Source organism: Dehalococcoides mccartyi CG5, assembly GCF_000830885.1.
In the GTDB taxonomy this organism is placed as follows: domain Bacteria; phylum Chloroflexota; class Dehalococcoidia; order Dehalococcoidales; family Dehalococcoidaceae; genus Dehalococcoides; species Dehalococcoides mccartyi_B.
Window position 1 is genome coordinate 917,531 of the sequence record NZ_CP006951.1, and the last position, 25,969, is coordinate 943,499.

Genomic DNA, 25,969 nt, shown 5'->3' on the forward strand with positions numbered 1-25,969 from the left:
GTGATAAGGACAGAGTAAATGACGAATACAGCATACATGGTACTGGAGGACGGAACAGTATTTACCGGCAAAAGCTTCGGAGCGGAAACTGAAGCTATAGGCGAAGTAGTCTTCAATACCAGCATGAACGGATATCAGGAAATGCTGACCGACCCTTCGTATACCGGCCAGATTATCGTCCCCACTTACCCCCTTATAGGTAATTACGGGATAAACCCCTTTGATAATGAATCTGCCTGCATCAGAGCAACTGCCTTTGCAGTCCATCAGGAATGCCGCCAGCCCAGCCACTACCAAAGCACCCAAACGGTTCATTCCTTTCTGGAAAAAGCTGGCATACCCGGCATAAGCGGTCTTGATACCCGTGCCATTACCCGCAAACTGCGCTTAGCCGGGGTAATGAGGGGCATGGTAACCAGTACCAAAACACCTGAAGAAGCCCTGAAAATTATCCGCAATACGCCTGACTACGGACAGATTGATTTTGTACGCAAAATAAGCACACCCTCACCATATGAATGGCAGAAAGAAAAGCCCTCTTTTGCCGGCTTCCATGTAGCAGTACTGGACTGCGGGCTTAAGTATTCCATACTTAACCAGCTTAAATCCCACGGCTGCAAGGTAACCGTGTTGCCCTGCACCACCAGCCCCAAAGAAATTGACACACTTAATCCTGACGGCATAGTTCTTTCGCCCGGCCCCGGCAACCCCGAACTGCTGGACTATCTGATAACCACCGTCAGACATGTGTGCGAAAAATACCCCGTCATGGGCATCTGTCTTGGCAACCAGCTGATTGGCAGAGCCTTCGGTGCCAAAACATTTAAACTGAAATTCGGACACCGGGGTGGAAACCACCCGGTCAAAGACCTTGAGAGCGGACGGGTGTATATAACCTCGCAAAACCACGGCTACTCCATTGACCCTGTCACCCTGAAAAATGACCTGAAAGTCAGTCACCTTAACCTGAATGACGGTACTGTGGAGGGGCTTCGCCACCGTGAACTGCCCGTATTCTCTATCCAGTATCACTCTGAGGCCTCACCCGGCCCGATGGATTCCACTTATCTGTTTAAGCAGTTTGTGGAAATGATAAAGCAAACCAAAAAGTAAATAACTAAACCCATAACTGGATTATTTGAGAAAGCAAAAAGGAATATGCGAAGTGATGAATAAACCCAAGAAAGTTCTTATTATCGGCTCCGGCCCCATTATCATCGGACAGGCAGCCGAATTTGATTACGCCGGTACCCAGGCCTGCAAAGCCATGCGTGAAGAAGGGGTGGAATCCATACTGGTAAACTCCAACCCGGCTACTATTATGACTGACGAAAATGTTGCGGACAGGGTATATATTGAACCCTTGACCGTTGAATCTATAACCAAAATCATTGAAAAAGAACGGCCGGACGGTTTGCTGCCTACTCTGGGCGGACAAACCGGACTTAATCTGGCGGTAGATCTGGCAGACGCAGGCGTGCTTGCCAAGTACAACGTGCGTTCACTGGGTACACCCATAAATACCATCCGCACCGCCGAAGACCGCGAACTTTTTAAAGAATTGCTGACTAAAATAGGCGAACCTGTTCCTCCTTCGGAAACTGTGACTACAGCCGAAGACGCACTCCGTGTTGCCCATATGATAGGCCTGCCGGTGGTAATACGCCCGGCCTATACCCTTGGCGGCACCGGCGGCGGGTTCGCCCATAACTGGGATGAAGTTGAGGAAGTGGCTCAAACAGGCTTGAATGCCTCACCCATCCACCAGATACTGGTGGAAAAGTCGGTTGCCGGCTGGAAAGAAATTGAATACGAAGTAATGCGTGACGGGGCAGACAACTGCATAACTATCTGCAATATGGAAAACTTTGACCCGATGGGGGTGCATACCGGAGACAGCATTGTAGTTGTGCCCGTCCAGACCCTTACCAACAAAGAGTCCCAGATGCTCCGCACCGCTTCCATCAAGATAATACGGGCATTGGGTATTGAAGGCGGCTGTAACGTACAACTTTCTCTAAACCCGAATGGCAACGAATATTATGTAATTGAGGTTAATCCCAGAGTATCCCGTTCATCAGCCCTAGCCAGCAAGGCCACCGGTTACCCCATTGCCCGGGTGGCTTCCAAGATAGCCATTGGCAAACGGCTGGATGAGATACCAAACACCGTTACCGGCAAAACTCTGGCCTGTTTTGAGCCTGCCGTAGACTATATTGTAGCTAAAATCCCCCGCTTCCCCTTTGACAAATTTGCACTTGGAGACCGGGGCTTAGGCACGCAGATGAAAGCCACCGGGGAAGTCATGGCCATTGACCGCAGTTTTGAAGCGGCTATCCACAAATCCATCCGCTCTCTGGAGTTCGGCAAGAAAACCGTACTCTGGGAAGACCGCAGCTGGATAATGGGAGATGACCTTTCCACCTATCCCCTTCATGCCCATGATACCCGCTTGTGGACAATACTGGCCGCTCTCCGCCGCGGGCATACACCCGAAGCTATCCATGAAAAAACAATGGTAGATAACTGGTTTTTATACAAACTGAAAAATATTACCGACATGGAAAAACGCCTGCTTAAGGAAAATCTGACCCCCCTGCTTATGCTTGAAGCCAAACAAATGGGTTTTTCAGATGAAGAAATAGCCACCCTGTCAGGCAAACTGGCCGAACAGGTCAGGCAGACAAGGCTGGAATGGAATATAAAACCGGTATTCAAAATGGTGGACACCTGTGCCGCCGAATTTGATGCCGCCACTCCATATTTCTACTCCACCTATGAAGATGAAAATGAAGCTATCCCCCAGAATGTTAAAAAAGCAGTGGTTATAGGTTCGGGCCCTATCCGTATAGGACAGGGAATAGAGTTTGACTACTGCTCGGTGCATGCCGCTTGGGCTTTAGAAAAGGCCGGTTTGCAGAGCATTATGATAAACTCCAACCCCGAAACGGTCTCAACAGATTTTGATACCTCAAACCGTCTGTATTTTGAAGCTCTGGACGAAGAAAGTGTTCGGGATATTCTGGAAAATGAAAACATATCCGCACCCGAATCCACTCCCAGCATTGTCCAGTTCGGCGGGCAGACGGCTATAAACTTGGCTGCTCCCCTTACCCGAAGCAGCAATCCCATCATCGGTTCATCAGCCGAGGCTATAGATCTGGCCGAAGACCGCCGCCGTTTTGAACGCCTGCTATCCGAGATGGGCATTCCTCAAGCACCGGGGGCCGGCATAACCAGTCTGGACGAGGCTCTCAGCATAGCCGACAGTATTGGCTACCCGGTGGTAGTCCGCCCAAGTTACGTACTAGGTGGACGGGCTATGGAAATAGTCAGTGATGCATCCGACCTTGTACGCTACATGAGCGCCGCCATAGAGCTGAATACCGGACACCCCATACTGATAGATAAATATCTGGTGGGCAAGGAAGTGGAAGTAGACGCCATTGCAGACGGGGAAACCGTGTTTATCCCCGGCGTTATGGAGCATATTGAACGGGCAGGCGTCCATAGCGGAGACTCCATGGCAGTTTACCCCACCCAAAACCTGAATGAACATGATTTGGCGACCATTACAGACTATACTATTCGCATCGGCAAAGCCCTGAACGTACGCGGGCTTATGAATATCCAGTTTGTAGTCTCCAAAGACCCCGAAGGGGGAGATAATATAGTATATGTACTGGAGGTAAATCCCAGAGGCTCACGAACTGTCCCTTTCCTCTCAAAAGTAACTGGTGTACCCATGGTGGACATAGCTGTAAATGTTATGCTGGGTAAAACTATAAACGAACAGGGCTATCAAAACGGTATTATGCCTAATACGGATTTGGTAGCCATAAAAGCCCCTGTCTTCTCCATGGCAAAGCTGGTGGGGGTGGATACATACCTTGGGCCGGAAATGAAATCCACCGGCGAAGTAATGGGAGTAGACCACACCTTCAATAAAGCTCTGGTAAAAACCTTGCAGGCGGCATCTATAATGCTGCCCGAAACAGGCACTCTCCTATTCAGCATAGCTGACCGTGACAAGGCCGAAGCCCTGCCCCTTATCCGTACCCTGCATGGGCTGGGATATAATTTCTATGCTACCGAAGGCACTGCCGCCATGATAACCGCCGCCGGTATAACAGTTAAGCAGATAAGCAAGAAACTGGACGAGGGTCACCCCAATATTGTGGATATTATCCGTAACGGCACAGTCTGCGGAGTGATAAATACCATGACCGGTGGCAGAGTACCCCTGCGGGACGGTTTTTATATCCGCCGGGCAGCCGCCGAACGCAAAGTGCCTTGCTTTACCTCTATGGATACCGCCAAAGCCGCTGTGGAAGCTCTGGCAAACGGCAACCGCCAGATAACAGTCTTGCCCTTAAATGAATACCGCCAGGGCAAAAGCGGCAGTTAGGAAAATATAGTGACGACTACCCAGCTAAACCAGCTTTCAGCCGGTGTAATTGAAAATGAAGAGGTCATGCCCGGCATCTGCCTGATGTGGCTTGAAGCACCCGAAATAGCCGCCGTTGCCAGCCCGGGGCAGTTTGTAATGCTATCCTGCGGCGGTGAAAACCTGCTCAGGCGGCCTATTTCCATCTACCAGTGCCTCAGGGAAACAGGGCTTATCGCCCTGATGTATGCAGTGGTAGGCAGCGGCACAAACTGGCTCAGCAAACTCCAAACCGGAGACAGCCTTTCGGTACTGGGGCCTTTGGGCAACGGGTTCAGGATAAGCGAACAAAGCCGACACCTGCTTCTGCTGGGAGGAGGACTGGGTATAGCCCCTCTCCGTTTTCTGGCAGACGAAGCCTTGAAGCAGGGCAAACGGGTCAGCCTGATACAGGGGGCCAAAACCGAGCTTCAGGTTTGCCCCGCCCACCTGCTTCCGGAAGAAGCCAGTTGCCATATTACCACTGAAAACGGGGCTATGGGCAGAAAAGGGCTTATCACCCGCCATCTGGCGGAGTTTCTGGCGGATGCAGACCAGATAATAGCCTGCGGACCTATGCCCATGCTGAAAGCCCTTTCCAAGGAAAGCGGACTTACCCAAAAAGACGTGCAGGTTTCACTGGAAGTACGTATGGCCTGCGGTCTGGGTATCTGCTACGGCTGTGCTGTAAAAACCACCAAAGGTATGAAAACTGTCTGTCACGACGGGCCGGTATTTGATATACAGGATATCTATTGGGACGAAGTCAAGATATAAAACTGCTCTTCCAGTAAATGTACAACCGAAAAGGGGCTTTAAAGCCCCTTTTATCATTTCACATATATTTTAAACTTTTAATTAGCCCTTGTGCTGGATAAGCGAAAGAAACTCTGCTCTGGCAGCGGGTGACTTATGGAAACTACCGCGAAGTGCCGAGGTTATCACCCGGCTGCCGGGCTTTTTGATGCCCCGCATCACCATGCACATGTGTTCGGCCTCTATCACTACGGCCACTCCGTCACATTTAAGCCCGTCCATAATAGCGTCCGCAATCTGGGTGGCCATGCGTTCCTGTATCTGGGGGCGTTTGGCATAAATTTCAACCACTCTGGCAAGCTTGCTTATTCCTACTACCCGCCCGTCAATGTTGGGGATATAACCTATATGGACTACCCCCGAAAAGGGCAGAAGGTGATGCTCGCACATAGAGTAAAAAGGTATATCTTTTACAATAACCATCTCGCGGTGGCCAAGTTCGTATCCAACCCGCAAAACTTCTGCCGGGTCTTGGTTCATACCTGAAAACAGCTCAGTATACATCTGGGCTACCCGTCTGGGAGTTTCTTTGAGCCCCTCCCTATCCGGGTCTTCGCCAATAGCTACCAGAATATTTTGTACCGACTGTTTTATTGCCTGTTCATCAAACATTTTACCAATTCTCCAGAATTATTGAGCCGACAGCCTACCAGCCCAGTACTTTTTCCACTGCCCCAAGGCTGGCTTCGGTTTCGGAAAAACCTCCCGCCCCTTTTATAGCAATATCACTGTCCTTCAGGCCGTTTCCGGTAACTACACAGACTATCTGGCTTGCGGAAAAATCCTGACCGCCCTTTATCCGTTTTATCAGCCCGGCCAAGGGTGCGGCGGAAGCAGGTTCGCCAAAAATACCGGCAGAAGCCATTTTATGATAAGCGGCCATTATTTCAGCATCTGAAACCATATCTATCAGCCCGACTGATTCATCTCTGGCTTCTTCGGCCTTTTTCCAAGAAGCAGGGTTGCCGATGCGGATAGCAGTGGCCAGTGTTTCAGGCTCGGCAATGGCGTGACCGCGTACAATGGGAGCAGCCCCTTCAGCCTGAAAGCCCATCATTTTGGGAAGTGAAGCTGCTTTGCCCAACTGGTGGTATTCTTTAAAACCCTTCCAGTAGGCAGTAATATTGCCGGCGTTGCCCACCGGTATAAAGAGATAGTCAGGTGCTTTGCCCAAAGCGTCTACAATCTCAAAAGCGGCGGTTTTCTGGCCTTCTATACGGTATGGATTAACCGAGTTAACCAGAGCCACCTTGTGCTTTTCAGTAAGTTTGAAGACTATCTGCAGGGCTTGGTCAAAGTTGCCTTTTATCTGGATGATTTTTGCCCCATAAACAATAGCCTGAGCCAGTTTGCCAAGGGCTATTTTGCCGGACGGTATGATTATTATAGACTCAAGACCGCTTGCGGCCGCATATGCGGTAGCCGAAGCACTGGTATTGCCGGTGGAAGCACACACAACCGCTTTAAACCCATCTTCAATAGCCTTGGCAACCGCCATTACCATACCCCTGTCTTTGAAAGAACCAGTAGGATTGCAGCCCTCCAGCTTGAAATACAGCTCACCTACCCCCAGTTCTTTTTCCAGTTTTAGGCAACGTACCAACGGGGTATCGCCCTCACCCAGAGTAAGTGACGGGGTTTTATCTGTAACCGGCAGATATTTCCGGTAATGTTCAATGACACCCTGTTTCATATATTCTCCTAAATACCCACCCGAACAAAATTATTGATTTCCTTAACCTTATCCAGTCCGCCCAACTTCACCAGCGCCTGCTGAACAAAAGCTTCTTTGGCGGGATGAGTCATGATAACTATCTCGGCAGTCAGGTTTTTCTCGTCTGTTTCTTTCTGGATTACAGACGAAATACTGATACTATGGTCACCCAGTACCTTGGCGATAAGAGCCAGCACACCCGGCGAATCAGTAACAGTCATCCGCAGGTAGTAACGGGTGAGAATATCACTCATGGGTTTTATGCCAAGCGGTTTGTCCATATTCCAGCGCATGCGGTTGCCCACCCCAAGGTGGATATCCTGAGCGGCGGCCAATACATCGGCCACTACTGCACTGGAAGTGGCCAAAGCCCCCGCCCCCTGCCCCTGAAAGAGAACCGGCCCAACCAAATCTCCCTCTACCAGAACAGCATTGAAAACCCCGTCCACCTTTGCCAGCCAATCATCTTTGGGTAAAAACACAGGGTGAACTCTGGCTTCTATCTGCCCGTTGCCGGGTTTGGTAATAGCCAGCAATTTTATGTTAAACCCAAGTTCGTCTGCATAGCAGAAATCACGGCTGGTCAGGCGGGAAATGCCTTCGCGGTAAATATCTTCCGGCTTTACCACGCACTGGAAGTTTATGGAAGCCATAATGGCCAGTTTATACACGGCATCTGTGCCCTCTATGTCATTAGAGGGGTTAGCTTCGGCATAACCCAGAGATTGGGCTTGTTTAAGAGCAGTTGCAAAGTCCAGCCCTTCTTTGGCCATACGGGTCAGAATATAGTTGGTAGTCCCGTTGATAATGGCGTAAATGCCCTTTATATGGTTAGCCGCCAGATCATACTGGAAAGGTGAAATAAGGGGTATGCCACCGCCCACGCTGGCTTCACAGCGAAGACCAACGTTATTGTCTTTGGCCAGTTTGACCAGTTCCGGGGCATGCTTGGCTATAACCTCTTTATTAGAGGTAACTACGCACTTGCCCATTTTCAGCCCGCGTGAAAGCAGGTTGAAGGCCGGGTATTCCCCGCCGATAGCCTCTACCACTATATCCAGACCGGGGGTATTAAAAAAGTCATCTTCATCAGTAGTCAGCACGCCTTCCGGCAAAGACTTTGCCAAAGGGCGGGTCATATCCTGAGGGAGAACCTTAACTTTTTTCAGTTTCAGGGGAAATCCCAGCTGGGCAGAAAGGAACTCTTCCCTTTCGCAAAGCACTTTGGACACCTGTCCGGCTACTACTCCCAGACCGATAACTCCTACCCCTATATACTTTTTTTCCATTGGAATTGTCCCCTATCCTATTTGTCTAGCTGGGTTATAGCAAAGGTAATAAGTTCGTCACTAAAAGTATTGGTCAGCTTGTCCAGATTGGCAGCCTTCAGGTCAGCAGTCCATTGGTCCAGTTTGTCACTTATAAGAAGTTTCCGGTCATCTTCGCTGAGCTGGCGGTTTTCATCAATACTTTTTAACCTTACTATCCAGCAACCGCCGCGAGTATAATTGGTATCGTCCTGAATGGGGTCAAGAACGGTATTCAGCTCTACATCAGTGGCAAAGATAATATCAGCCACGTTCTCAGGTACGCTTGAGAAGGTTATCCAGTCCATATCGCCCTGGTTTTCCTCTACATTGGCCAGTTGTGAAAACTCAACCGCCAAATCCCCCCAGCTTTCACCGGCTGCCAATCGGGCTTTTACCTCAAGTGCCACCTGTTCCGAGGGCAACAGCATACCCAAAGTATGAATCTGCTCGGAATCAGTCTTGCGTTCCAGCACTTCCATCAGCCAGTAAGCCCTCTGTTTGCTTACGTCAGCATCCTGTACCAAAGCATAGTCATACCCTTCGGTTGAGAAAATATACTTTTCCAATATCTCTGAACCGTAAAGGGAAGTTATGGTACCGGCAGGTTTGAAACCTATACTGCCGCTGTCAGTTTTGGTATTTGATTCCAGAGACAGTTCGGCAGCTTTAGCGGCAAATTCTTCATCAGTGGTTATACCGGCTAGTACATCACTGGCGGCGTTTTCACTCTCAAGGAGCATAGCCAGAGCCTCACGCTGTTCAGCGGTCTGGGGCACCTGAGGATCAAAATATTCGGTCTTCAGTTTATCAGTCAGCAAGCTTGCCCGTACAATATCCCGTACGGCGGGCACATCTGTCAGGCTGTTTTCCTCTATAGCGGCATCTATTTCGTCATCAGATATGGTGTAACCCATTTCAGATGCTTTTTCTACCATAAGCTGGTTTAGCTGGATTCGCTCAGATACTGCATCTATAAAATAATAGGCATACTGGGAATCACCGCCAGTAAAATGCCTGAGGGCGTCTACGAAATAAGCAACGTTGTATTTGGTATCTCCAACGGTAAGTACAGTAGTATGCATGGGTTTGTACTGATCTACATACCAGCCCTTGTATACACCGATACCCACCAGAGCCAAAACAATGCCTATCACCGAAAGCCCGGTGGCAAAGATTATCCTCTGGCGTTTCCTTTGGGCTTCAAATTTTGCTACCTGATGTTTGCTGTAATGGCGTTTTACGGGTTGCTGCGGTTTTTTAGCCAATTTTGTCTATCCCCCTAATATTATCCTGGTACTTAAAACAACCCCCATTCCAGAAAGGGCAGTTTGTTGTCCATAAATCCCTTCTCCGCAAATGTCTTAACCTCTTTGCGGAAAGAAAGTCACATAATTATAGATTCTACCAATATATAACGCAACGCATCAGTTTTGGTTAAACTTGATTTAACCGCCCCGAATATATTAAGATAAGTTCTCATTGCAATATACACTTATCCATCTGTTATCCTTTTCCTGTACCCTATCCCTCTTAGCTTATAGAATTTGCTTAGAAGAGAACAAGAACCGATGAAAGCTATTATTCTGGTCGGTGGACAGGGCACAAGGCTTCGGCCACTGAGCATAAACACGCCTAAATCCATGGTCCCGGTACTTAATGTACCTTTCCTCAGCCATGTTCTGCGTCACCTGTCTTCTTATGGCATCAAAGATATTATCCTTACCCAAGGGCATCTGGCTGCCCCCATTGAACAGTATTTCGGCAACGGGCAGAGCCTTGGAGTTAATTTGGTTTATTCGGTTGAACATGAGGCTCTGGGCACAGCCGGAGCAATAAAAAATGCCGAGCGGTTTTTGGATGATACTTTTTTCACTCTGAACGGGGATATTTTTACCCATCTGGATTTAGACGCTATGCTGCAATCACACCGAGACAGAAAAGCACTGGTCAGCATAGCCCTGACACCGGTAGATGACCCTACCAAATACGGTTTGGTGGAAACAACACCTGACGGAAGGGTAAGCCGCTTTTTGGAAAAACCGTCACCCTCCCAGATAACAACCAATATGATAAATGCCGGTACATATTTAATTGAACCCGAAGTACTCAAATATATACCTGAGGATGAGAACCACAGCTTTGAAAGGCAACTTTTCCCCCGCCTGCTGAATGAGTGCCAGGCGGTTTATGCCTATCCTTCCAGTGCATACTGGATAGACATTGGCAGCCCCGAAAAATACTCCCAGCTAAACAGGGATTTACTCTGCGGCGAGGGCGGAGATTTTGGTTTCAGCCGAGGTAATGAAATAATCATTGGCCGCGGTTGCCAGCTTCACCCCACAGCCCAAATCAGCGGGCCGGTACTGGTGGGAGAAAATTGTGTTATAGGCGCAAATGCCCGTATCACAGGGCCAGTAGTTATCGGCGCGGAATGCCGGATTGAAGATGAGGCTACCCTTACCGAATCTGTTATCTGGCGGAATGTGACCATAGGAACCGAATGTAAAGTTGTTTCGTCCATCATTGCCAATCATTGCCACCTGAAAGCCGGCGGCAAATATGAAAACGTGGTGTTGGGAGACAATGTGACCGCCGAATGCGGTTGCGCGCCGGAACCCGGCAGCAAAGTCTGCCCGGGTATCCTTATGATCTAATCAGAGACAAGAGGAGGAAAAGACATGAGTACCGAAGAAAAGAAGTTTGACACGCAAAATCTGCCTACCAAGACCTATTTCTGGCCACTTAAAAGATACCAGGATCTATACAACAGCTCGCTATCTGACCCTGAGGCTTTCTGGGCAAAACACTCAGATGTGCTTTCATGGGAAAAGCCATGGGAAAGAGTACTGGACTGGAATCCGCCTTATGCCCGCTGGTTTGTAGGCGGCAAGCTGAATATGTCTTACCAATGCGTAGACCGCCATGCCAAAAGCTGGCGTAAAAGCAAGGTAGCTATCTACTGGGAGGGTGAAAACGGGGATACCCAAACTATCAGCTATTCGGACCTTTACGAAAACGTAAACCGCTATGCCTCTGTACTGAAAAAGCTGGGCATAGGCAAGGGAGACAAAGTAACCGTCTACCTGCCCATGATACCTGAAATGGTCTATATCCTGCTGGCCTGCAACCGGGTTGGGGCCGTCCACAACGTAATATTTTCAGGTTTTTCTTCCCAGTCTATTGCAGACAGGGTGAATGACTCCGGTTCAAAAATGATTGTAACCGCCAGCGGCGGCCACCGCCGCGGTAAAATACTGCCGCTCAAGGAAATAGTAGATGAGGCAGTCAAATCCACCCCTACTATTGAACATGTACTGGTTATTAAATATACCGGCCATGAAGTGGTTATGGACCCCACCAAAGATGTGTGGGCACATGATTTGCTTAAAGATGCCGATAAATATGTAGCTCCTGAAGCCATGGAATCTACCGACCCGCTCTTTATCCTGTACACTTCAGGTACTACCGGCAAACCAAAGGGCATTCTGCATGGTACGGGCGGTTACGGTGTCTGGGCATGCAATACCTTAAAATGGGCTTTCAAACCCACTGATGAATCAGTCTTCTGGTGCACAGCAGACGTAGGCTGGATTACCGGGCACACTTACGTAGTATATGCCCCGCTGGCTCTGGGTCTGACTCAGGTTATCTACGAAGGTGCACCGGACTATCCTTCGGTTGACCGCTGGTGGGAGATTATTGATAAATACGGGGTAAGCATATTCTATACCTCACCTACCGCCATACGCATGTTTATGCGCCACGGCGAGGAACTGCCTGCCAAACATGACCTTAGCACCCTTGAGATGCTGGGAAGCGTAGGCGAACCCATCAACCCTGAGGCATGGGAATGGTACTACAAGAATATAGGCCATGAGAACTGCCCTATTTCTGATACATGGTGGCAGACCGAAACAGGCGGTTTTATGATTACCCCCTGTCCGGGTATCCAGTCCTTCCCGTTAAAACCGGGCTCGGCCACTTTGCCTCTGCCGGGTGTTGATCCTGTAGTGGTAGATGCTGAAGGTAAAATACTGCCGGCTAATGAGACCGGTTTTATTGCTATCCGCAAACCATGGCCGGGCATAATGCTGGGCGTATATAACGGAGATGAACTTTACAAAAAGACCTACTGGAGCCGTTTCCCCGGCTGGTATTGTCCGGGTGACTTCTCCATGAAAGATTCAGACGGCTATCTCTGGCTTTTGGGACGGGCTGACGAAGTTATCAAAGTAGCCGGACACCGCATAAGCACCGCCGAACTGGAGCATGCACTGGTAGGCCACAGTTCAGTTGCCGAAGCGGCAGTAGCTTCACGCCCTGACGAAGTAAAGGGCGAGGCCATTGTGGTTTTCGTCACCCTGAAGAAAAACGTGGAAGCCTCTGCAGAGGTAAAAAGAGAACTCACCCACCATCTCCGCTCGGCTATCGGCACTATTGCCACTCCGGAGGAGATTATCTTCGTAGAGAAACTGCCCAAAACCCGTTCGGGCAAGATTATGCGCCGCCTGCTGAAGGCTGTTGCCAACGAAGTACCTATCGGTGATACCACTACCCTTGACGATGAAACTTCGGTCAATGAAGCCAGAGCGGCTTTCGACGAACTGCTGGCGGCACGCAAACACCACAAACACTAGCTCAGGTTTTAAAGGTTATGCGGCGGGTACAGTTTCGGCTGTACCCGCTCTCTTTTGTAAAATTTTTGACTATAAGATAATATTTTAACTGTCATCAAAGAAATAAAGGTTTAGGCCAATGCTTGAAAGATTAGAAAACTGCGAAAAACGCTTCATAGAAATTGAAGAGGAAATAAGCAAACCGGAAGTCATAAACGATGCCCGGCTGGTGCGTACACTTGCCCAAGAGCGGGCTGATCTGCAGGATAAAGTGGAAATGTACCGCCGTTACAAGACAATGGCCAAAGAGCTTGAGGAAGCCAAAAACCTGCTTGAGAGTGAAAAGGACGAAGACATGCGGGGAATGGTTCGCGGAGAGATTGAAAACCTCGAAAAATCCCTGACAGACCTTTACGAACAGATGACCTTTGAACTTCTGCCTAAAGACCCCAACGATGACAAGAGTATTATTATGGAGATACGGGCAGGCACAGGCGGTGACGAGGCAGGTTTGTTTGCCTCTGACCTTTACAAAATGTATATACGCTATGCCCTGCTCAAAAACTGGAAGACTGAAGTCATTGATATAAACGGTAACGTAGCCGGCATTATAAAAGAAGTAGTTTTTGAGGTAAATGGCAAAGGGGCTTTCAGCCGCCTGAAATACGAACGGGGTGTCCACCGGGTACAGCGCGTCCCCCAGACAGAAGCATCCGGCCGTATCCATACTTCTACCGCCACCGTAGCCGTGCTCCCTCAGGTAGAGGAAGTAGACATAGATATAAATATGGATGAAGTACGGGTGGATATTTTCCACTCCAGCGGTGCCGGCGGACAGAACGTTCAAAAAGTGGCTACCGCTATCCGCCTTACCCATATGCCCACAGGTCTGGTAGTCTGCTGTCAGGACGAACGCTCCCAGTTAAAAAACAAGAATAAAGCCTTTGCCGTACTTCGGGCCAGACTGATGGAACTGGAACAAAGCAAGGTTGATGAGGAACGGACCGAGAGCCGCCGTGCCCAAGTGGGACAGGCAGACCGCAGTGAAAAGATACGCACTTACAACTTCCCGCAGGACCGCCTGACTGACCACCGTATAGGCCTTACCGCCCATAACCTGCCCCACATACTGGAAGGCTATCTGGACGAAATTATTGACACCTTAGCCACCCATGAGCAAACTGAACTCCTCAAAGGCGAGGACTAATGAAATACCGGGAGGCGTGGCAAAAAGCCGCCGGTCTCCTTCAGGATAACGGGCTTGAGGAAGCCCGCCTTGAATCTGAAATACTCCTGCGGCATACTTTGGGTATCAGCCGGGTACAGCTCCATCTGGAACTTGAACGGGAACTTAAGCCCGAAAAAGAAACTGTTTATTTTGAAACACTCCAACACCGCCTTGAGGGTGAACCAAGTGCTTATATAACTGGTGAAAAAGAGTTTTACGGCCGCACTTTTCTGGTAGACAAACGGGTGCTTATACCCAGACCGGAAACCGAACACCTTATAGAAAAAGCCCTCCAGATTGCCCGGCATTACGAGTGCCCATATATTGCAGACATCGGCACAGGCAGCGGAGTTATTGCCATTACTCTGGCACTGGAACTCAAAGATGCTTACGTATATGCCACAGACATCTCTGAAGATGCACTGGAAGTAGCCCGCCAAAACGCCGAAGAATACCGCCTGGAAAAACGGCTAAGCTTTTATCAGGGAGACCTGCTCTCCAGCCTGCCCGAAATGGTAGACATACTGGCGGCAAATCTACCCTATGTACCCAAAGCCGAAGCCGGATTGCTTAATGGCGAACCTCGGCTGGCACTGGACGGAGGAAAAGACGGTCTGGATTTATACCGCCGCTTAATCCCCATTCTTCCCGCCAGACTTCGTCCCGGCGGCACTGCCCTGCTGGAAATAGGCATACACCAGTCAGAATTACTGGCAAAGTATATAAAAGACACCCTTCCCCAAGCGTCATTAGAAATAATCTCTGACTATGCAGGCATACCCAGAATAGTTGCCCTTACCCTGCCCATCTGAAAAAACATTTTGCCGTTTGCCGTATAACCGCCAAATAAGAAAGGGGGCTTTCGCCCCCCTATAATACCTTGAAATACAGCAGGTTTAAGTCTTTTCCGCCTCCAGTTGGGCTTGCCTGTCGGCAACCAGTTTCTGGGTAATATGGGCCGGAACCTGCTGGTAATGGGCAAACTCCATCTTGAAATGCCCGCGCCCCTGGGTGATAGACTTCAGGTCTATGGCGTAGTGTTGCACCTCACCCAGCGGAGCCTGGGCAATAATCACGCTCTCATCATCTTCGTTATCCATACCCTGTACTTGAGCGCGTTTGGTATTCAAATCACCGATTACCGCCCCCATATAATCCTTGGGAACAATAATCCGCATATTTTCCATAGGCTCCAGTAGTATGGGCTGAGCCTCGGAAAGCCCTTTCCTAAGCGCACCTGCAGCCGCAATCTTGAACGCCATCTCCGAAGAATCTACCGGGTGATAACTGCCATCCACCAGTGTTACCTTGATATCTACCAGAGGGTAACCTGCCATGGGACCTTCATGGGCGGACTCGCGGACACCTTTTTCAACCGCCGGAATAAAGTTACGGGGAACAGAACCGCCTACCACGGCATCCACAAACTCAATGCCATGCCCCGGCTCTACCTTAATAACTACATGCCCGTACTGACCATGTCCACCGCTCTGTTTCTTGTGTTTGTAATCTGCGCTGGCCGCACCAAGTATAGTCTCGCGGTAAGGCACACGGGGAGCAGCCAGATCTACTACCACTCCAAACTTGCGTCCCATTCGCTCCGCCATCACTTCCAGTTGGGTTTCCCCTAAACCGGCAGCAATTGTTTCACCCGTATCAGGGTCACGATGCACCTGAAGGGTCAAATCTTCTTCGCTGAGTCTAGTCAGGGCATTGCCCAGTTTATCCACATCAGCCTTGCTCTTGGGGAAAACAGCCACTTTGTAACTGGGTGCAGGCATTTCAAAACCACTAAGCAGGGCAGTATGACCCTGAATACCCAGAGTATCTCCGGTAGCTGTTACTGTTAATTTGGCTACCGCTCCCATATCACCGGGGCCTATTGCATTTACCGTTTCCTGGGTTTTACCCCTGAGGGAAAATAGTTGACCCACCCGTTCCGGGGCATTTTTATTGATGTTCCAGACCTGCGAATTTGAATGCAACGTACCGGTGAGCACCCTCAGATAGGTCATCTTGCCCACATACGGGTCTGCCGATGTTTTGTAAACCAGCACCGAAAGAGGTGCCTCGGCATCCACCTTTATATCCCCACCCTCAGCCGTCTGGCAGGGGCGGTCAAGCGGGCTGGGCAGATACTCGCAGATATCTTCGCATAAAAGATCAATAGCAGTATTGGTCAGGGCAGAACCACAGAGTACCGGCGCCAATTCTCCCGTCAGAATAGCCGAGTTGAGAGCGGCTACCAGTTCTTCATGGCTTATTTCTTCACCACCCAGATATTTTTCTATCAGGGCATCGTCTGTTTCAGCCACGCTTTCCAGCAGTTTATCCCGCAGGGTATCTATCTCTGCTTTCAGCTCTTCTGGTACCGGTATTTCAGCCGCCGGAGTACCGGCATAAGCCTTCATATTTACCAGATCTACCACTCCTTTGAAATCCTTGAAAGTGCCTATGGGAATCTCTATTGCAACACAACGGTTGCCAAAGTGACTGTGTAAACTATCCATTACCCGCTGGAAACTGACATTCTCGCGGTCCATTTTGTTGATAAAAATAAAGCGAGGCATTTTTTTTGCCTCGCAATACTTCCATGACTGTTCTGTACCCACTTCCACCCCGGAGGATGCCGCGACCACTATTATGGCCGCTTCACAAACTCTTAAGGCAGCTAGTACCTCTCCTGCAAAATCTGCGTATCCCGGAGTGTCCACCGCATTTATTTTAAAATCTTTCCAACCTAAAGGTATGGGCGTTAAGTTGATGCTTATCTTCTTTTTTACTTCATCTGGGTCGTAATCTGAGGCGGTTGTACCTTCGTCTACCCTTCCCATCCTGCCCAGTATCCCGGCGCTATAAAGCATGGCCTCTGATAGAGAGGTCTTGCCTGCACCGCTGTGTGATAGTAGGGCTACATTCCGTATCTTTCCCGGATTGACACTTGTCATATAGTTCACCTACCGATAAAAATTAAGTAATTATAACATACAAATATCGGTAAACAAGGTTTTAATTAAATTTTTAAAATCAGATACCCAGAGCTTTGTCAAGCAAAAACGGGGTAATAAAAGTCTCTATAGCCGCCGCCGGGACCAGCAGAACCATACCTATACCCAAATAACGCAGATTCAGGCGGAAATTGGCATTAAGCTGTGACCGGGCATCACGGCTGAATACTGCACGGATGGCCATAGTCCCGAAGCTGAGGGCTGCCGCTTGGGCGATTACAAAAGCACTCAGCTCAAATATTCCATGGGGAAGTATGCCGGCTATCACCGCCAGCAGAGACTCTTCTTTGGCAACTATAAGCCCCACCGCTGAAAGTATCCAGCCGTTCAGAAAAAGAGACCCCAGCGGGTAAATGAGCAAAAAAGGCGAAAACACGAAGGCCAGAAGAAAAACAAGCATATTTTTGAGGAGTATAACAAGGAAAATCCCCAGACTGGAAAATCCCTCTAAAGCACTTGCCGTGTCTTCCAACCCGGTTAGTTGGTCTTCAATAAAATCCACCGGAGCAAAAATACCTGTAACTATGCCGGCAGTAAATATAGCCGCCGCCAGAATAAGCCATTTTTTATAATTCATACTATTCCAAACTATACTCTTATAGATAAATAAACCCATGCCTGACTTTTGGGTCAGGTATCTGTACCGGAGAATAGTTAAACAATGAAGTATCTGTCTGGTTCAGCTAATACCGGTTAAATTACCTGCGAAAGCACTACAAGGGCAGCTGCAATAATTACCATCAGAATACCCATCAGCTTTAGTTCAGAACCTATTTCAGGCGGCTTTAAAACGGGCACATTCCGTTTGGCAGTCTGAGCCACAGGCGGCACAGATGCACTTTCAGATTTATTTATAACCGAAGCTTCAGCCTTTGGCGTTTCCTTGGATGGCTGTTGCTGGGTGGTTTTACCTTTTTTATCCTGATAGGCCAGTTTGCCTACACCGCGTTTTTTAGACATTTTCAGAAAGTTCCTCCCTGTATATTAGAACGCCTATTTTGCCCTGGGGTGGGCCTTCTCATAACTCCGCCTTATATGCTCGGACGTAAGGTGAGTGTATATCTGGGTGGTAGAGATATTGGCATGGCCTAAAAGCTCCTGTACCGAACGCAAATCTGCCCCGCCGGAAAGCATGTGGGTAGCAAAACTGTGACGCAGGGTATGGGGGGTAACTACGTCATCCAGACCAGCTTCACGGGCATAGGCTTTCAGAATCTGCCACAAACCCTGACGGGTTAGCCGGTCTCCCCGCCTGTTTAGAAACAAAGCTTTTTCAGCTTCAGCCCGCACCAGATTGGGGCGGATTTCATTTAAATATTCCTGTACGCTTTGGGCGGCCTGAGGATAAATGGGTATCATGCGTTCTTTCCGCCCCTTGCCGAAACAGCGCACAAAACCCTCTTTAAGGTCTACATCCAGCATGTTCAGGTTTACCAGTTCGGTAACCCGCATGCCGGAAGCATATAAAAGCTCCAACATAGCCTTATCCCGTTTTGCTTCCGAACTGCCGGACTTGACGGGTTGGTTGAGTAAAGCCCGCACCTGACTTATGCTGATAGCATCCGGCAGAGGTTTGCCCACTTTGGGAGTGCTGATATTTTCAGTGGGATTTTCTTTAAGCTTACCCTCGGCAACCATAAAGTTAAAAAAACTTTTGGCAGCTGCCATTTTGCGTACCACAGTGGTTATGGCATAATTCCGCTCTTTGAGATCCAGCATATAGGCAAGCATTGTCTGTCGAGTAAAATTATCCCAGCCGGGTATTTTGCCGGATTTGGCAGCCTCTTTGTCAGCAAAGGTTGTCATCTGGCGAAGATCATTCTCGTAAGCTTCAGATGTATTCTCTGAAAACCCTTTTTCAACCATAAGGTAATTCAGAAAACTTTGTATATCATCGCGCATCAGATTCCTCGCTAAACGTTTAGAATTTTATTTATGTATTGTAACATAACTTTTGCCGCCGTCAAATACACGGAAGGGGTATTTAGCTTTATTTTTTTCTTTAAAAAAATATATCGGCCTTTACTGCCCCTTTGCTTACCTGCTCTGCGGTTGGTACAATTTATCTATGCCAAACGAAACCCTGCAAAACCAGATAGCCAGTTTACCCGAAAACCCCGGCGTTTACCTGATGAAAAACGCTCAGGGTGAAATCATTTACGTGGGCAAAGCCGCGGTTTTGAAAGACAGGGTCAAGTCATATTTTGTGCCGCCTTCCCGCCTTACCCCCAAAACCTGCCAGCTGGTCAGCCAGATAAATGAGCTGGAGTACCTGATAACCGGGTCGGAACAGGAAGCTCTGATACTGGAACTGAACCTGATTAAAAGGCATCGCCCTTATTTCAATGTCCGCTTGAAGGACGACAAAGGTTTTCCGTATCTGAAAATAACCTTGAATGAAAAATGGCCGCGTATATATATAACCCGCAGTATGGCAGATGACGGGGGCAGGTATTTCGGCCCGTTTGCCAATACCCGTTCCGTCCGCCATACCCTGCAGGTACTAAAAGAGCTTTTCCGTTTCCGCTCGTGCAACCGCACCGAACCTGAAAAACGCAGCCGCCCCTGTCTGGAATACGATATTCATCAATGTCTTTCCCCATGCACCGGTAAAATCAGCAAAAGTGATTATGACCATCTTATCTCACAAGCCATACTCTTTCTGGAGGGTAAACAAGACCAGGTACTGAAACTACTGATCAGACTTATGAACGAAGCCTCCGCAAGGCTGGATTATGAAACCGCCGCTCTTCGCCGTGACCAGATAGCATCTATAAAAGAGGTGATTGAAGGTCAGCAACTGGCCGCCAGAGTAACCGGGGAACAGGACGCCATTGCCTTTGCTCAGGAAGGAGACCTGTCTATGGTGCAGGTTTTCTTTATCCGCCGGGGAAAGCTTATCGGGAGGGAGAGCTTCTGCTTGCAGGGTACGCGCGAAGAAAAACCCGGTGATATCCTTTCGGAATTCGCCAAACAGTTTTACCACTCCTCCACCCAGATACCGCCCAAAATAGTTACCCAGTACCCGGTTTCTGACCGTGAAATACTGGAAAAGTGGCTATCCCAAAGGCGGGGAGATAAAGTCCACATAACGGTCGGACTGCGCGGCCAGCCCAAAGAGCTTATAAACATAGTGGCTGAAAATGCCCGCGAACAGCTTAAACAGGCGCGTATAAAAAACCTGTCGTCATCTGTTACCCTGACAGACGCACTGGCAGAACTGCAAACTGCACTGGGGCTTTCCTTGCCGCCACAGAGGATAGAAGGCTACGATATATCCAACATACAGGGTACCAATGCTGTGGGCAGTATGGTAGTTTTTGAAAACGGCAAACCCCAGAAAGCACATTACCGCCGTTTCCGCATCAAGACAGTAAAGGGTGCGGATGATTTTTCCATGCTCAAAGAGGTTATCAGCCGCCGTTTCGGAAGGGTACATAGGGAAGATGCCGGCGAAAGTTTTGCCCGCTTGCCCTCGCTCATGCTGATAGACGGCGGTAAAGGGCAGTTAAGCTCTGTCAAGGAGACACTGGATAAACTGGGGCTGGAAGGACAGGCAGTGATAGGTCTGGCTAAGGAATTTGAAGAAATTTACCTGCCGCACAAGTCCGAACCTATCAGACTGGCCGCCAATTCCCCTGCCCTTCAACTCCTTCAGCGAGTAAGGGACGAAGCCCACCGCTTTGCCTTGGGGTACCACCTCCATATCCGCCAGAAATCCGGTCTTACTTCGGCTCTGGACGGGATACCCGGTGTCGGCCCAAGCCGCCGCCGTTTACTTATCAAAACATTCGGTTCGGTAGCCGGTATCCGTCAGGCCAGCTTTGATGAGCTTTCACAGGTAAAAGGCATAAATCAGGCACTTGCCATATCCATCAAAGAATTGCTCTAAGTGCAGGCTTTTTCAAGCAGGCGCTCAACTACTTGATAGTGGTATAATAGGTTTCAATCTAACGGTAAGAGGTATATATGCTGGAAATACGTACTCAAACCCCTGAAGATGCCAACATGGTGGCCACCCTGACTGAAGCTACCAAAAGCCCCATTCTGGGAGTGCTGTTTAAGAAACTGGAAGAAGAAGACCTGACCACTTTTAACGAAGTAGCCGTATGGGACGGAAAGATAGTGGGCAAGGCAGTAGCCGTAAAAGCCGAGATAGATTCAAAAGAAGCGCCTGCCCCGGTTGTTTACCTTATGCCGCTGGTAGTAATGCCGGAGTATGTAAGGCGGGGCATTGCTCTGGTACTGGTGCGCAAAATACTGGAAGAATGCAAAACTCTGGGAACAGGGGCTTTGCTGGCTCACGGCAACCCTGAGTTTTTTAAGCATCTGGACTTTCTGCCGGCTGAGCTTTTCGGTATTGGGGATACGACAGGCGAAGTCACTGACAAACTTATGGCCAAAGAAATAACCGAAGGTTATCTGGCAGAAAAAGGCGGAAACCTGAAACTGCCTTTCTAAACAGGTATTATTTAAATAAGAAACTTATTGAAAGCGGCTGCAAGGCCGCTTTCTTCTACGTCTAAGGTAACGTAATCCGCTATTTCTTTAAGTTCGGCTCTGGCGTTGCCCATAGCCACTCCGAAACCTGCCGCCCTGAATAAGGGCAAATCGTTGCTTCCGTCCCCGAACGCAATAACATTCCTTAGTGAGATACCCATCTGGGCAGCCATTTTTTCCAGTGCCCTGCCTTTGGAGATACCCGGACTGACAATATTTACAAACTCCACCTCAGGGTAAGCCGGAGCACGGGCAATAGAGAAATGGAAATCATCTTCAAAACGGGACATGAAGAGTTCCGCCCCCCTGCGTTCCGTCTGGTCATGCACCATCAGTTCTATTTTCTGCACGTCCTGCGTCAGGGCTACTTTTTTAAAATCAGTAACGGTAGGAGAAATACGAAAAAATTCGCGATGCATCTTGGCAGACCAGTTTTCGTACTCTACGTAGTAGTCCAGTATAGTATAAAGCTCCAGATAAATATTGTGTTCCCGCACAAACTCAATAGCCGAAAGAAGCGGCCCTTGGCAAAGAGGCTGGGAATAGCAGGTCTGGGCGGTAGCAGGGTTGTAAACCAAAGCCCCGTCACAGAATATATGAAAGCCGTCCAGACCCAGTTCTTCCAGTAGATACGTGCAGGCAGGTACAACCCTGCCGGTTGAAAGGGCAACCAAAATTCCTTTGTCTCTGGCTTTGCCAATAGCCTCTTTATCTGCCGCTGATATTTTGCCCTGTTTATTTATCAGGGTTCCGTCTACATCTATAACCGCTAACTGAAAGTCCGGCAATTTGAGCCCCCTGCATCTTGAAAGTTATTTAGAGCTATACCCGAAAACCAATTGTAACATCATGGCCTTGCAGATAACAAAAATATGCATGCGGAGCCGAGGGATAAACTTTTTCAAGTATCACTTTCCTTTACGCCATCAAGCAGTTAAAATGTAAGCTCATGGAAAATACAACACCCCTGCGTAAACAATATCTGGATATAAAAAAGAACTACCCCGAAGCGATAGTCTTTTTCCGTTTGGGAGATTTTTACGAAACCTTTGAAGAAGATGCCCGCATTGCCGCCCGCGAACTGGAAATAGTCCTTACCAGCCGCGAAATGGGCAAAGGGCTGAAAGTGCCGCTTGCCGGCATACCTTACCACGCACTGGACAACTATCTTTCCCGCCTTATAAACAAGGGTTACAAGGTAGCCATTTGCGAACAGGTAACCAAACCGGGTGAAACAAAAGGGCTGGTGCAAAGGCAGGTAACCCGTCTGGTCACTCCCGGAACTGTGGTTGAACCAAACCTGCTACAGACCAAACAGAACAATTTTCTGCTCAGCCTGTACCTGACAGAAGACAGTTGCGGGCTGGCCTTTGCGGATATATCCACTTCGGAGTTCGGCTGCACCCAGACGAATATCGGCGAACTGGAAGCTGAAATAAGCCGCCTCAGTCCGGCAGAAATTATACTACCCAAAAACCAGTCTTTAAACCTGCCGATACACCTGAAAGCTACCATAAGCAAACTGGACGGATACTATTTTGAAGCGGACATAGCGCGCGAACATTTGCTAAGGCATTTTGAGTGCCAAAACCTTTCTGCCTACGGCTGTGAAAATATGCCTCTGGCCATTTCAGCCGCCGGGGCGCTGCTAAACTATCTGGAGGAAACTCAAAAATCATCTTTAAAGCAGCTTGAAAGGCTTTCGGTTTACACCACTGCAGATTATATGCAGATGGACAGCCACACCCTGTCAAATCTGGAAATATTCCGCTCAAGCGGCGGCAACTCACTCAAGGGTTCACTGCTTGGGATACTTGACCAGACCAGAACAGCTATGGGTGGCAGGCTTCTCCGCAAGTTTCTGGGACAACCCCTGCTGAAGCAGTCAGATATTGAAAAACGGCTCTCGGCGGTAGACTACTTTTTTGAAGAAAGTCTGGCACGTACCAGCCTTGCCAAATCATTGGGGCAAATTGCCGATATGGAACGCATGGCAAACCGTATCCGCCAGAAAACCATACTGCCAAGGGAACTGATATCCCTTAAAAACAGTCTGGAAACCGTCTCCGCCATTCACCGCCAGTTCGGGCTGATGCCGCCGCCCCGCCTTGCATATTTCTTAAACGGGCTTAAACCCCTGCCTGAAATGCTGGACATTATAAACAAAACTATTACAGATGACCCCCCCTCCACTCTGGGTGACGGAAAGGTAATACGAGCAGGTTTTGACCCCGAAATGGATAAACTCTGCTCGCTGGCGGGAGATGCCAGAACCTTCCTCTCCCAAATGGAGACTAGGGAACGGGAACGCACAGGCATAAAATCACTTAAGCTGGGCTATAACCGGGTCTTTGGTTATTATATAGAAATATCAAACGCCAATCTTGGGGATATGCCGCCGGAATTTATCCGCAAGCAAACGCTGGTTAATGCCGAAAGATTTATAACCCCCGAACTGAAAGAATACGAGAATCTTATCTTAAATGCCAAAGAACGCCTGCTGGAAATGGAAACAGGGCTTTATGAACAGGTTTTAAACCAACTGGGGGGCTTTTACTCCGCTTTACTGGCCAATGCCGCCGCTTTGGCAGCTCTGGATGTTCTTTCAGCCTTTGCCGAGGTGGCAGTGCGAAATAGCTATGTCCGTCCGGTATTCCACCCTGAAAACCGCCTGGATATCCGAAAAGGCCGCCACCCCATGGTGGAACAGGGGCTGGGATACGGCAGTTTTGTAGCTAATGATATTTCCCTTTCAGCTGAAGACTGTCAGATAATAATCCTGACCGGACCCAATATGGCCGGCAAATCCACTTATTTAAAGCAGACCGCCCTTATTGTGCTGATGGCCCAAATAGGTTCTTACGTTCCGGCAGAAACCGCCGAACTCTGCCTGACTGATCGTATTTTTACCCGCATCGGGGCAAGAGAGGATTTAAGTGCCGGGCAGTCCACCTTCATGGTGGAAATGGTGGAAACGGCATCTATACTGAATACTGCCACCAGCCGTTCCCTGCTGATACTGGACGAAATAGGCCGCGGCACCAGTACCTATGACGGGCTGGCTATTGCCCAAGCAGTAGTGGAGTATATCCACTCCCAGCCATCTCTTACGGCCAAAACCCTGTTTGCCACCCACTATCACGAACTGGTAGAACTGGCAAGCTATCTGCCCAGAGTAAAAAACTATAATATTGCGGTTAGCGAAGACCGGGGTGAAGTAGTTTTTCTGCATAAAATAGTCCCCGGCGGAGTAGACAAAAGTTACGGTATTCACGTGGCAAAACTGGCAGGGCTGCCCAAGTGGGTTATAAAACGGGCTTACGAAGTACTGACCGAGCTTGAAAACCCCGCTAAGAAACAGCCAAAAAGCCGCACTTGCCAGTCCCAACTCCAACTACCCATGACGGGGCAGACTTCGGTGCTTGAAGAAGAAATAAAAGAACTGGAAATAGAGTCGCTTACGCCGCTTGCGGCTCTCAACAAACTCTACGAACTGAAAAAGAAGGCCGAAGAACAGGGGCTTTAGAGAGCTACGGTGCCGACAAACTCCGGGGAATTAACATCAAATGTCCGGTTGACAATTTCCACGTAATCGTCTTTCTTGGTAGCATAGCTTACGACCAAAATGCCGTCTTTATACTTTTCTACAGTACAATGTTCAAGTGTCTCAAGCATAGCCTGACCGGACTGGTCCCAACCTACCCTGTAAGTAACCGAAACCATATCACCTTTATTAAGCATTCGTTGCTCCCGGAATGTCCGCTTTTTATTTCGGCAGTCACAAACACTGTCGGAAACCGGCGGGCTCTCCCTTAAAATATTACAGGCCGCAGGCAGCATGCCTGCAACCAAAACCGTGCATGATTATATCACAAACGCCTCTGCTTTCAAGTTGACGTTCCGGCAGGAATAAAAATCCCTTGACTAAGAGCCTTGGGGCATCTAATATAGGCCAAAGAAGCTAATATTATCTGTGGTTTCATGCATATGAAAAGACCTGACGGTATACTTATTTTGGCAATCTGGCAGTTTTTTGCAGCTGTTCTCAGTCTGGCAGGTGTCTTGCTAATATCTCTGTTCTTTTTACCTGCCATGGCCTGGCTGTATGATTACGCCCGCACCGGAGCTGCCTGGGGGCTAAGCATACTCCTTTTTTTCATCGGCACGTATCTTCTGGTATCACTTATCGGCGGCATAGGTCTTTTAAACGGCAGGGAATACGGGCGTCTGTTCAGTCTGTACCAAGCCGGAGCTTCACTGCTTTTATTTCCTCTGGGTACAGCCGCCGGCATATTCGGCCTGATATACCTGAACCGGCAGGATACCAGAATGTATTTCAAGAAACTGTAAG

At 48.9% G+C, this 25,969-nt stretch carries 21 protein-coding genes; 11 read left to right on the forward strand and 10 right to left on the reverse strand.

The window, feature by feature from the left end:
* The first annotated feature begins 18 nt into the window (after nt 1-18).
* The 3 genes from carA to X794_RS04860 are packed head-to-tail and all read left to right on the forward strand — an operon-like array spanning nt 19 to nt 5,203.
* Nucleotides 19-1,113: a glutamine-hydrolyzing carbamoyl-phosphate synthase small subunit gene (gene carA, locus X794_RS04850; protein WP_011309564.1), complete on the forward strand. Its 1,095-nt coding sequence runs from the start codon at nt 19-21 to the stop codon at nt 1,111-1,113.
* A gap of 55 nt (nt 1,114-1,168) precedes the next feature.
* Nucleotides 1,169-4,408, forward strand: a complete 3,240-nt coding sequence (carB, locus tag X794_RS04855; RefSeq protein ID WP_034376378.1) for a carbamoyl-phosphate synthase large subunit — start codon at nt 1,169-1,171, stop codon at nt 4,406-4,408.
* A 9-nt stretch (nt 4,409-4,417) separates the two neighbouring features.
* Nucleotides 4,418-5,203 carry a dihydroorotate dehydrogenase electron transfer subunit gene (locus X794_RS04860; protein ID WP_034376375.1) on the forward strand — a complete coding sequence of 262 codons (786 nt, stop codon included), beginning with the start codon at nt 4,418-4,420 and terminating at the stop codon, nt 5,201-5,203.
* An 81-nt stretch (nt 5,204-5,284) separates the two neighbouring features.
* Here X794_RS04860 and folE read toward each other — a convergent pair whose 3' ends face one another.
* The 4 genes from folE to X794_RS04880 are packed head-to-tail and all read right to left on the reverse strand — an operon-like array spanning nt 5,285 to nt 9,531.
* Complete coding sequence (gene folE / locus X794_RS04865; RefSeq protein WP_034376372.1) at nt 5,285-5,854, reverse strand: GTP cyclohydrolase I FolE; 570 nt, start codon at nt 5,852-5,854, stop codon at nt 5,285-5,287.
* Between the two features lie 34 nt (nt 5,855-5,888).
* On the reverse strand, nt 5,889-6,935 hold the full coding sequence (gene thrC / locus X794_RS04870; protein WP_034376370.1) for a threonine synthase: 1,047 nt from the start codon (nt 6,933-6,935) through the stop codon (nt 5,889-5,891).
* Between the two features lie 8 nt (nt 6,936-6,943).
* Nucleotides 6,944-8,245 (reverse strand): homoserine dehydrogenase, encoded by a 1,302-nt coding sequence (locus X794_RS04875; protein WP_011309569.1) that lies wholly within the window; start codon nt 8,243-8,245, stop codon nt 6,944-6,946.
* Nucleotides 8,246-8,262: 17 nt separating this feature from the next.
* A complete protein-coding gene (locus X794_RS04880; protein WP_011309570.1) occupies nt 8,263-9,531 on the reverse strand; it encodes a peptidylprolyl isomerase in 1,269 nt (422 codons plus the stop codon).
* A gap of 303 nt (nt 9,532-9,834) precedes the next feature.
* Here X794_RS04880 and X794_RS04885 point away from each other — a divergent pair, with 303 nt between their 5' ends.
* The 4 genes from X794_RS04885 (at nt 9,835) to prmC (ending at nt 14,922) form a co-directional block, all read left to right on the forward strand.
* Entirely contained in the window at nt 9,835-10,920 is a 1,086-nt protein-coding gene (locus tag X794_RS04885; protein ID WP_011309571.1) for a nucleotidyltransferase family protein, read from the forward strand.
* A gap of 24 nt (nt 10,921-10,944) precedes the next feature.
* The gene (acs, locus tag X794_RS04890; protein WP_041344567.1) at nt 10,945-12,903 is read left to right on the forward strand and encodes an acetate--CoA ligase; all 1,959 of its coding nucleotides are present in this window, start codon (nt 10,945-10,947) and stop codon (nt 12,901-12,903) included.
* Between the two features lie 118 nt (nt 12,904-13,021).
* The gene (gene prfA, locus X794_RS04895) at nt 13,022-14,089 is read left to right on the forward strand and encodes a peptide chain release factor 1 (RefSeq protein ID WP_011309573.1); all 1,068 of its coding nucleotides are present in this window, start codon (nt 13,022-13,024) and stop codon (nt 14,087-14,089) included.
* Complete coding sequence (gene prmC / locus X794_RS04900; RefSeq protein ID WP_011309574.1) at nt 14,089-14,922, forward strand: peptide chain release factor N(5)-glutamine methyltransferase; 834 nt, start codon at nt 14,089-14,091, stop codon at nt 14,920-14,922. The genes prfA and prmC overlap by 1 nt, the downstream gene beginning before the upstream one ends.
* An 84-nt stretch (nt 14,923-15,006) precedes the next feature.
* Here the strand turns inward: prmC and fusA are convergent, their stop codons facing one another.
* The 4 genes from fusA to xerD all read right to left on the reverse strand — a co-directional run bounded on the left by fusA (nt 15,007) and on the right by xerD (nt 19,020).
* Complete coding sequence (gene fusA, locus X794_RS04905; protein ID WP_012984409.1) at nt 15,007-17,058, reverse strand: elongation factor G; 2,052 nt, start codon at nt 17,056-17,058, stop codon at nt 15,007-15,009.
* A 79-nt stretch (nt 17,059-17,137) separates the two neighbouring features.
* The gene (locus X794_RS04910) at nt 17,138-17,695 is read right to left on the reverse strand and encodes a stage II sporulation protein M (protein WP_012984410.1); all 558 of its coding nucleotides are present in this window, start codon (nt 17,693-17,695) and stop codon (nt 17,138-17,140) included.
* 116 nt (nt 17,696-17,811) lie between these two features.
* Nucleotides 17,812-18,078: a hypothetical protein gene (locus tag X794_RS04915; RefSeq protein WP_011309577.1), complete on the reverse strand. Its 267-nt coding sequence runs from the start codon at nt 18,076-18,078 to the stop codon at nt 17,812-17,814.
* A 33-nt stretch (nt 18,079-18,111) separates the two neighbouring features.
* Nucleotides 18,112-19,020 carry a site-specific tyrosine recombinase XerD gene (gene xerD, locus X794_RS04920; RefSeq protein WP_012984411.1) on the reverse strand — a complete coding sequence of 303 codons (909 nt, stop codon included), beginning with the start codon at nt 19,018-19,020 and terminating at the stop codon, nt 18,112-18,114.
* Between the two features lie 166 nt (nt 19,021-19,186).
* Here xerD and uvrC point away from each other — a divergent pair, with 166 nt between their 5' ends.
* Together uvrC and X794_RS04930 are read left to right on the forward strand one after the other, a co-directional pair.
* Nucleotides 19,187-21,010 carry an excinuclease ABC subunit UvrC gene (gene uvrC, locus X794_RS04925; RefSeq protein WP_034377002.1) on the forward strand — a complete coding sequence of 608 codons (1,824 nt, stop codon included), beginning with the start codon at nt 19,187-19,189 and terminating at the stop codon, nt 21,008-21,010.
* 77 nt (nt 21,011-21,087) lie between these two features.
* Complete coding sequence (locus X794_RS04930; RefSeq protein WP_034376366.1) at nt 21,088-21,579, forward strand: GNAT family N-acetyltransferase; 492 nt, start codon at nt 21,088-21,090, stop codon at nt 21,577-21,579.
* Nucleotides 21,580-21,590: 11 nt separating this feature from the next.
* On the opposite strand, the gene X794_RS04935 is transcribed toward X794_RS04930, so the two are convergent.
* Nucleotides 21,591-22,406 (reverse strand): Cof-type HAD-IIB family hydrolase, encoded by an 816-nt coding sequence (locus X794_RS04935; protein ID WP_011929264.1) that lies wholly within the window; start codon nt 22,404-22,406, stop codon nt 21,591-21,593.
* Between the two features lie 161 nt (nt 22,407-22,567).
* Between X794_RS04935 and mutS the strand changes: the two genes are divergently transcribed.
* Nucleotides 22,568-25,144 carry a DNA mismatch repair protein MutS gene (gene mutS, locus X794_RS04940; RefSeq protein ID WP_034376362.1) on the forward strand — a complete coding sequence of 859 codons (2,577 nt, stop codon included), beginning with the start codon at nt 22,568-22,570 and terminating at the stop codon, nt 25,142-25,144.
* On the opposite strand, the gene X794_RS04945 is transcribed toward mutS, so the two are convergent.
* Nucleotides 25,141-25,359 (reverse strand): hypothetical protein, encoded by a 219-nt coding sequence (locus X794_RS04945; RefSeq protein ID WP_011309583.1) that lies wholly within the window; start codon nt 25,357-25,359, stop codon nt 25,141-25,143. The genes mutS and X794_RS04945 overlap by 4 nt on opposite strands.
* 240 nt (nt 25,360-25,599) lie before the next feature.
* On the opposite strand from X794_RS04945, the gene X794_RS04950 reads away from it, so the two are divergent.
* Complete coding sequence (locus X794_RS04950; protein ID WP_034376360.1) at nt 25,600-25,968, forward strand: hypothetical protein; 369 nt, start codon at nt 25,600-25,602, stop codon at nt 25,966-25,968.
* Nucleotide 25,969: the final 1 nt, after the last annotated feature.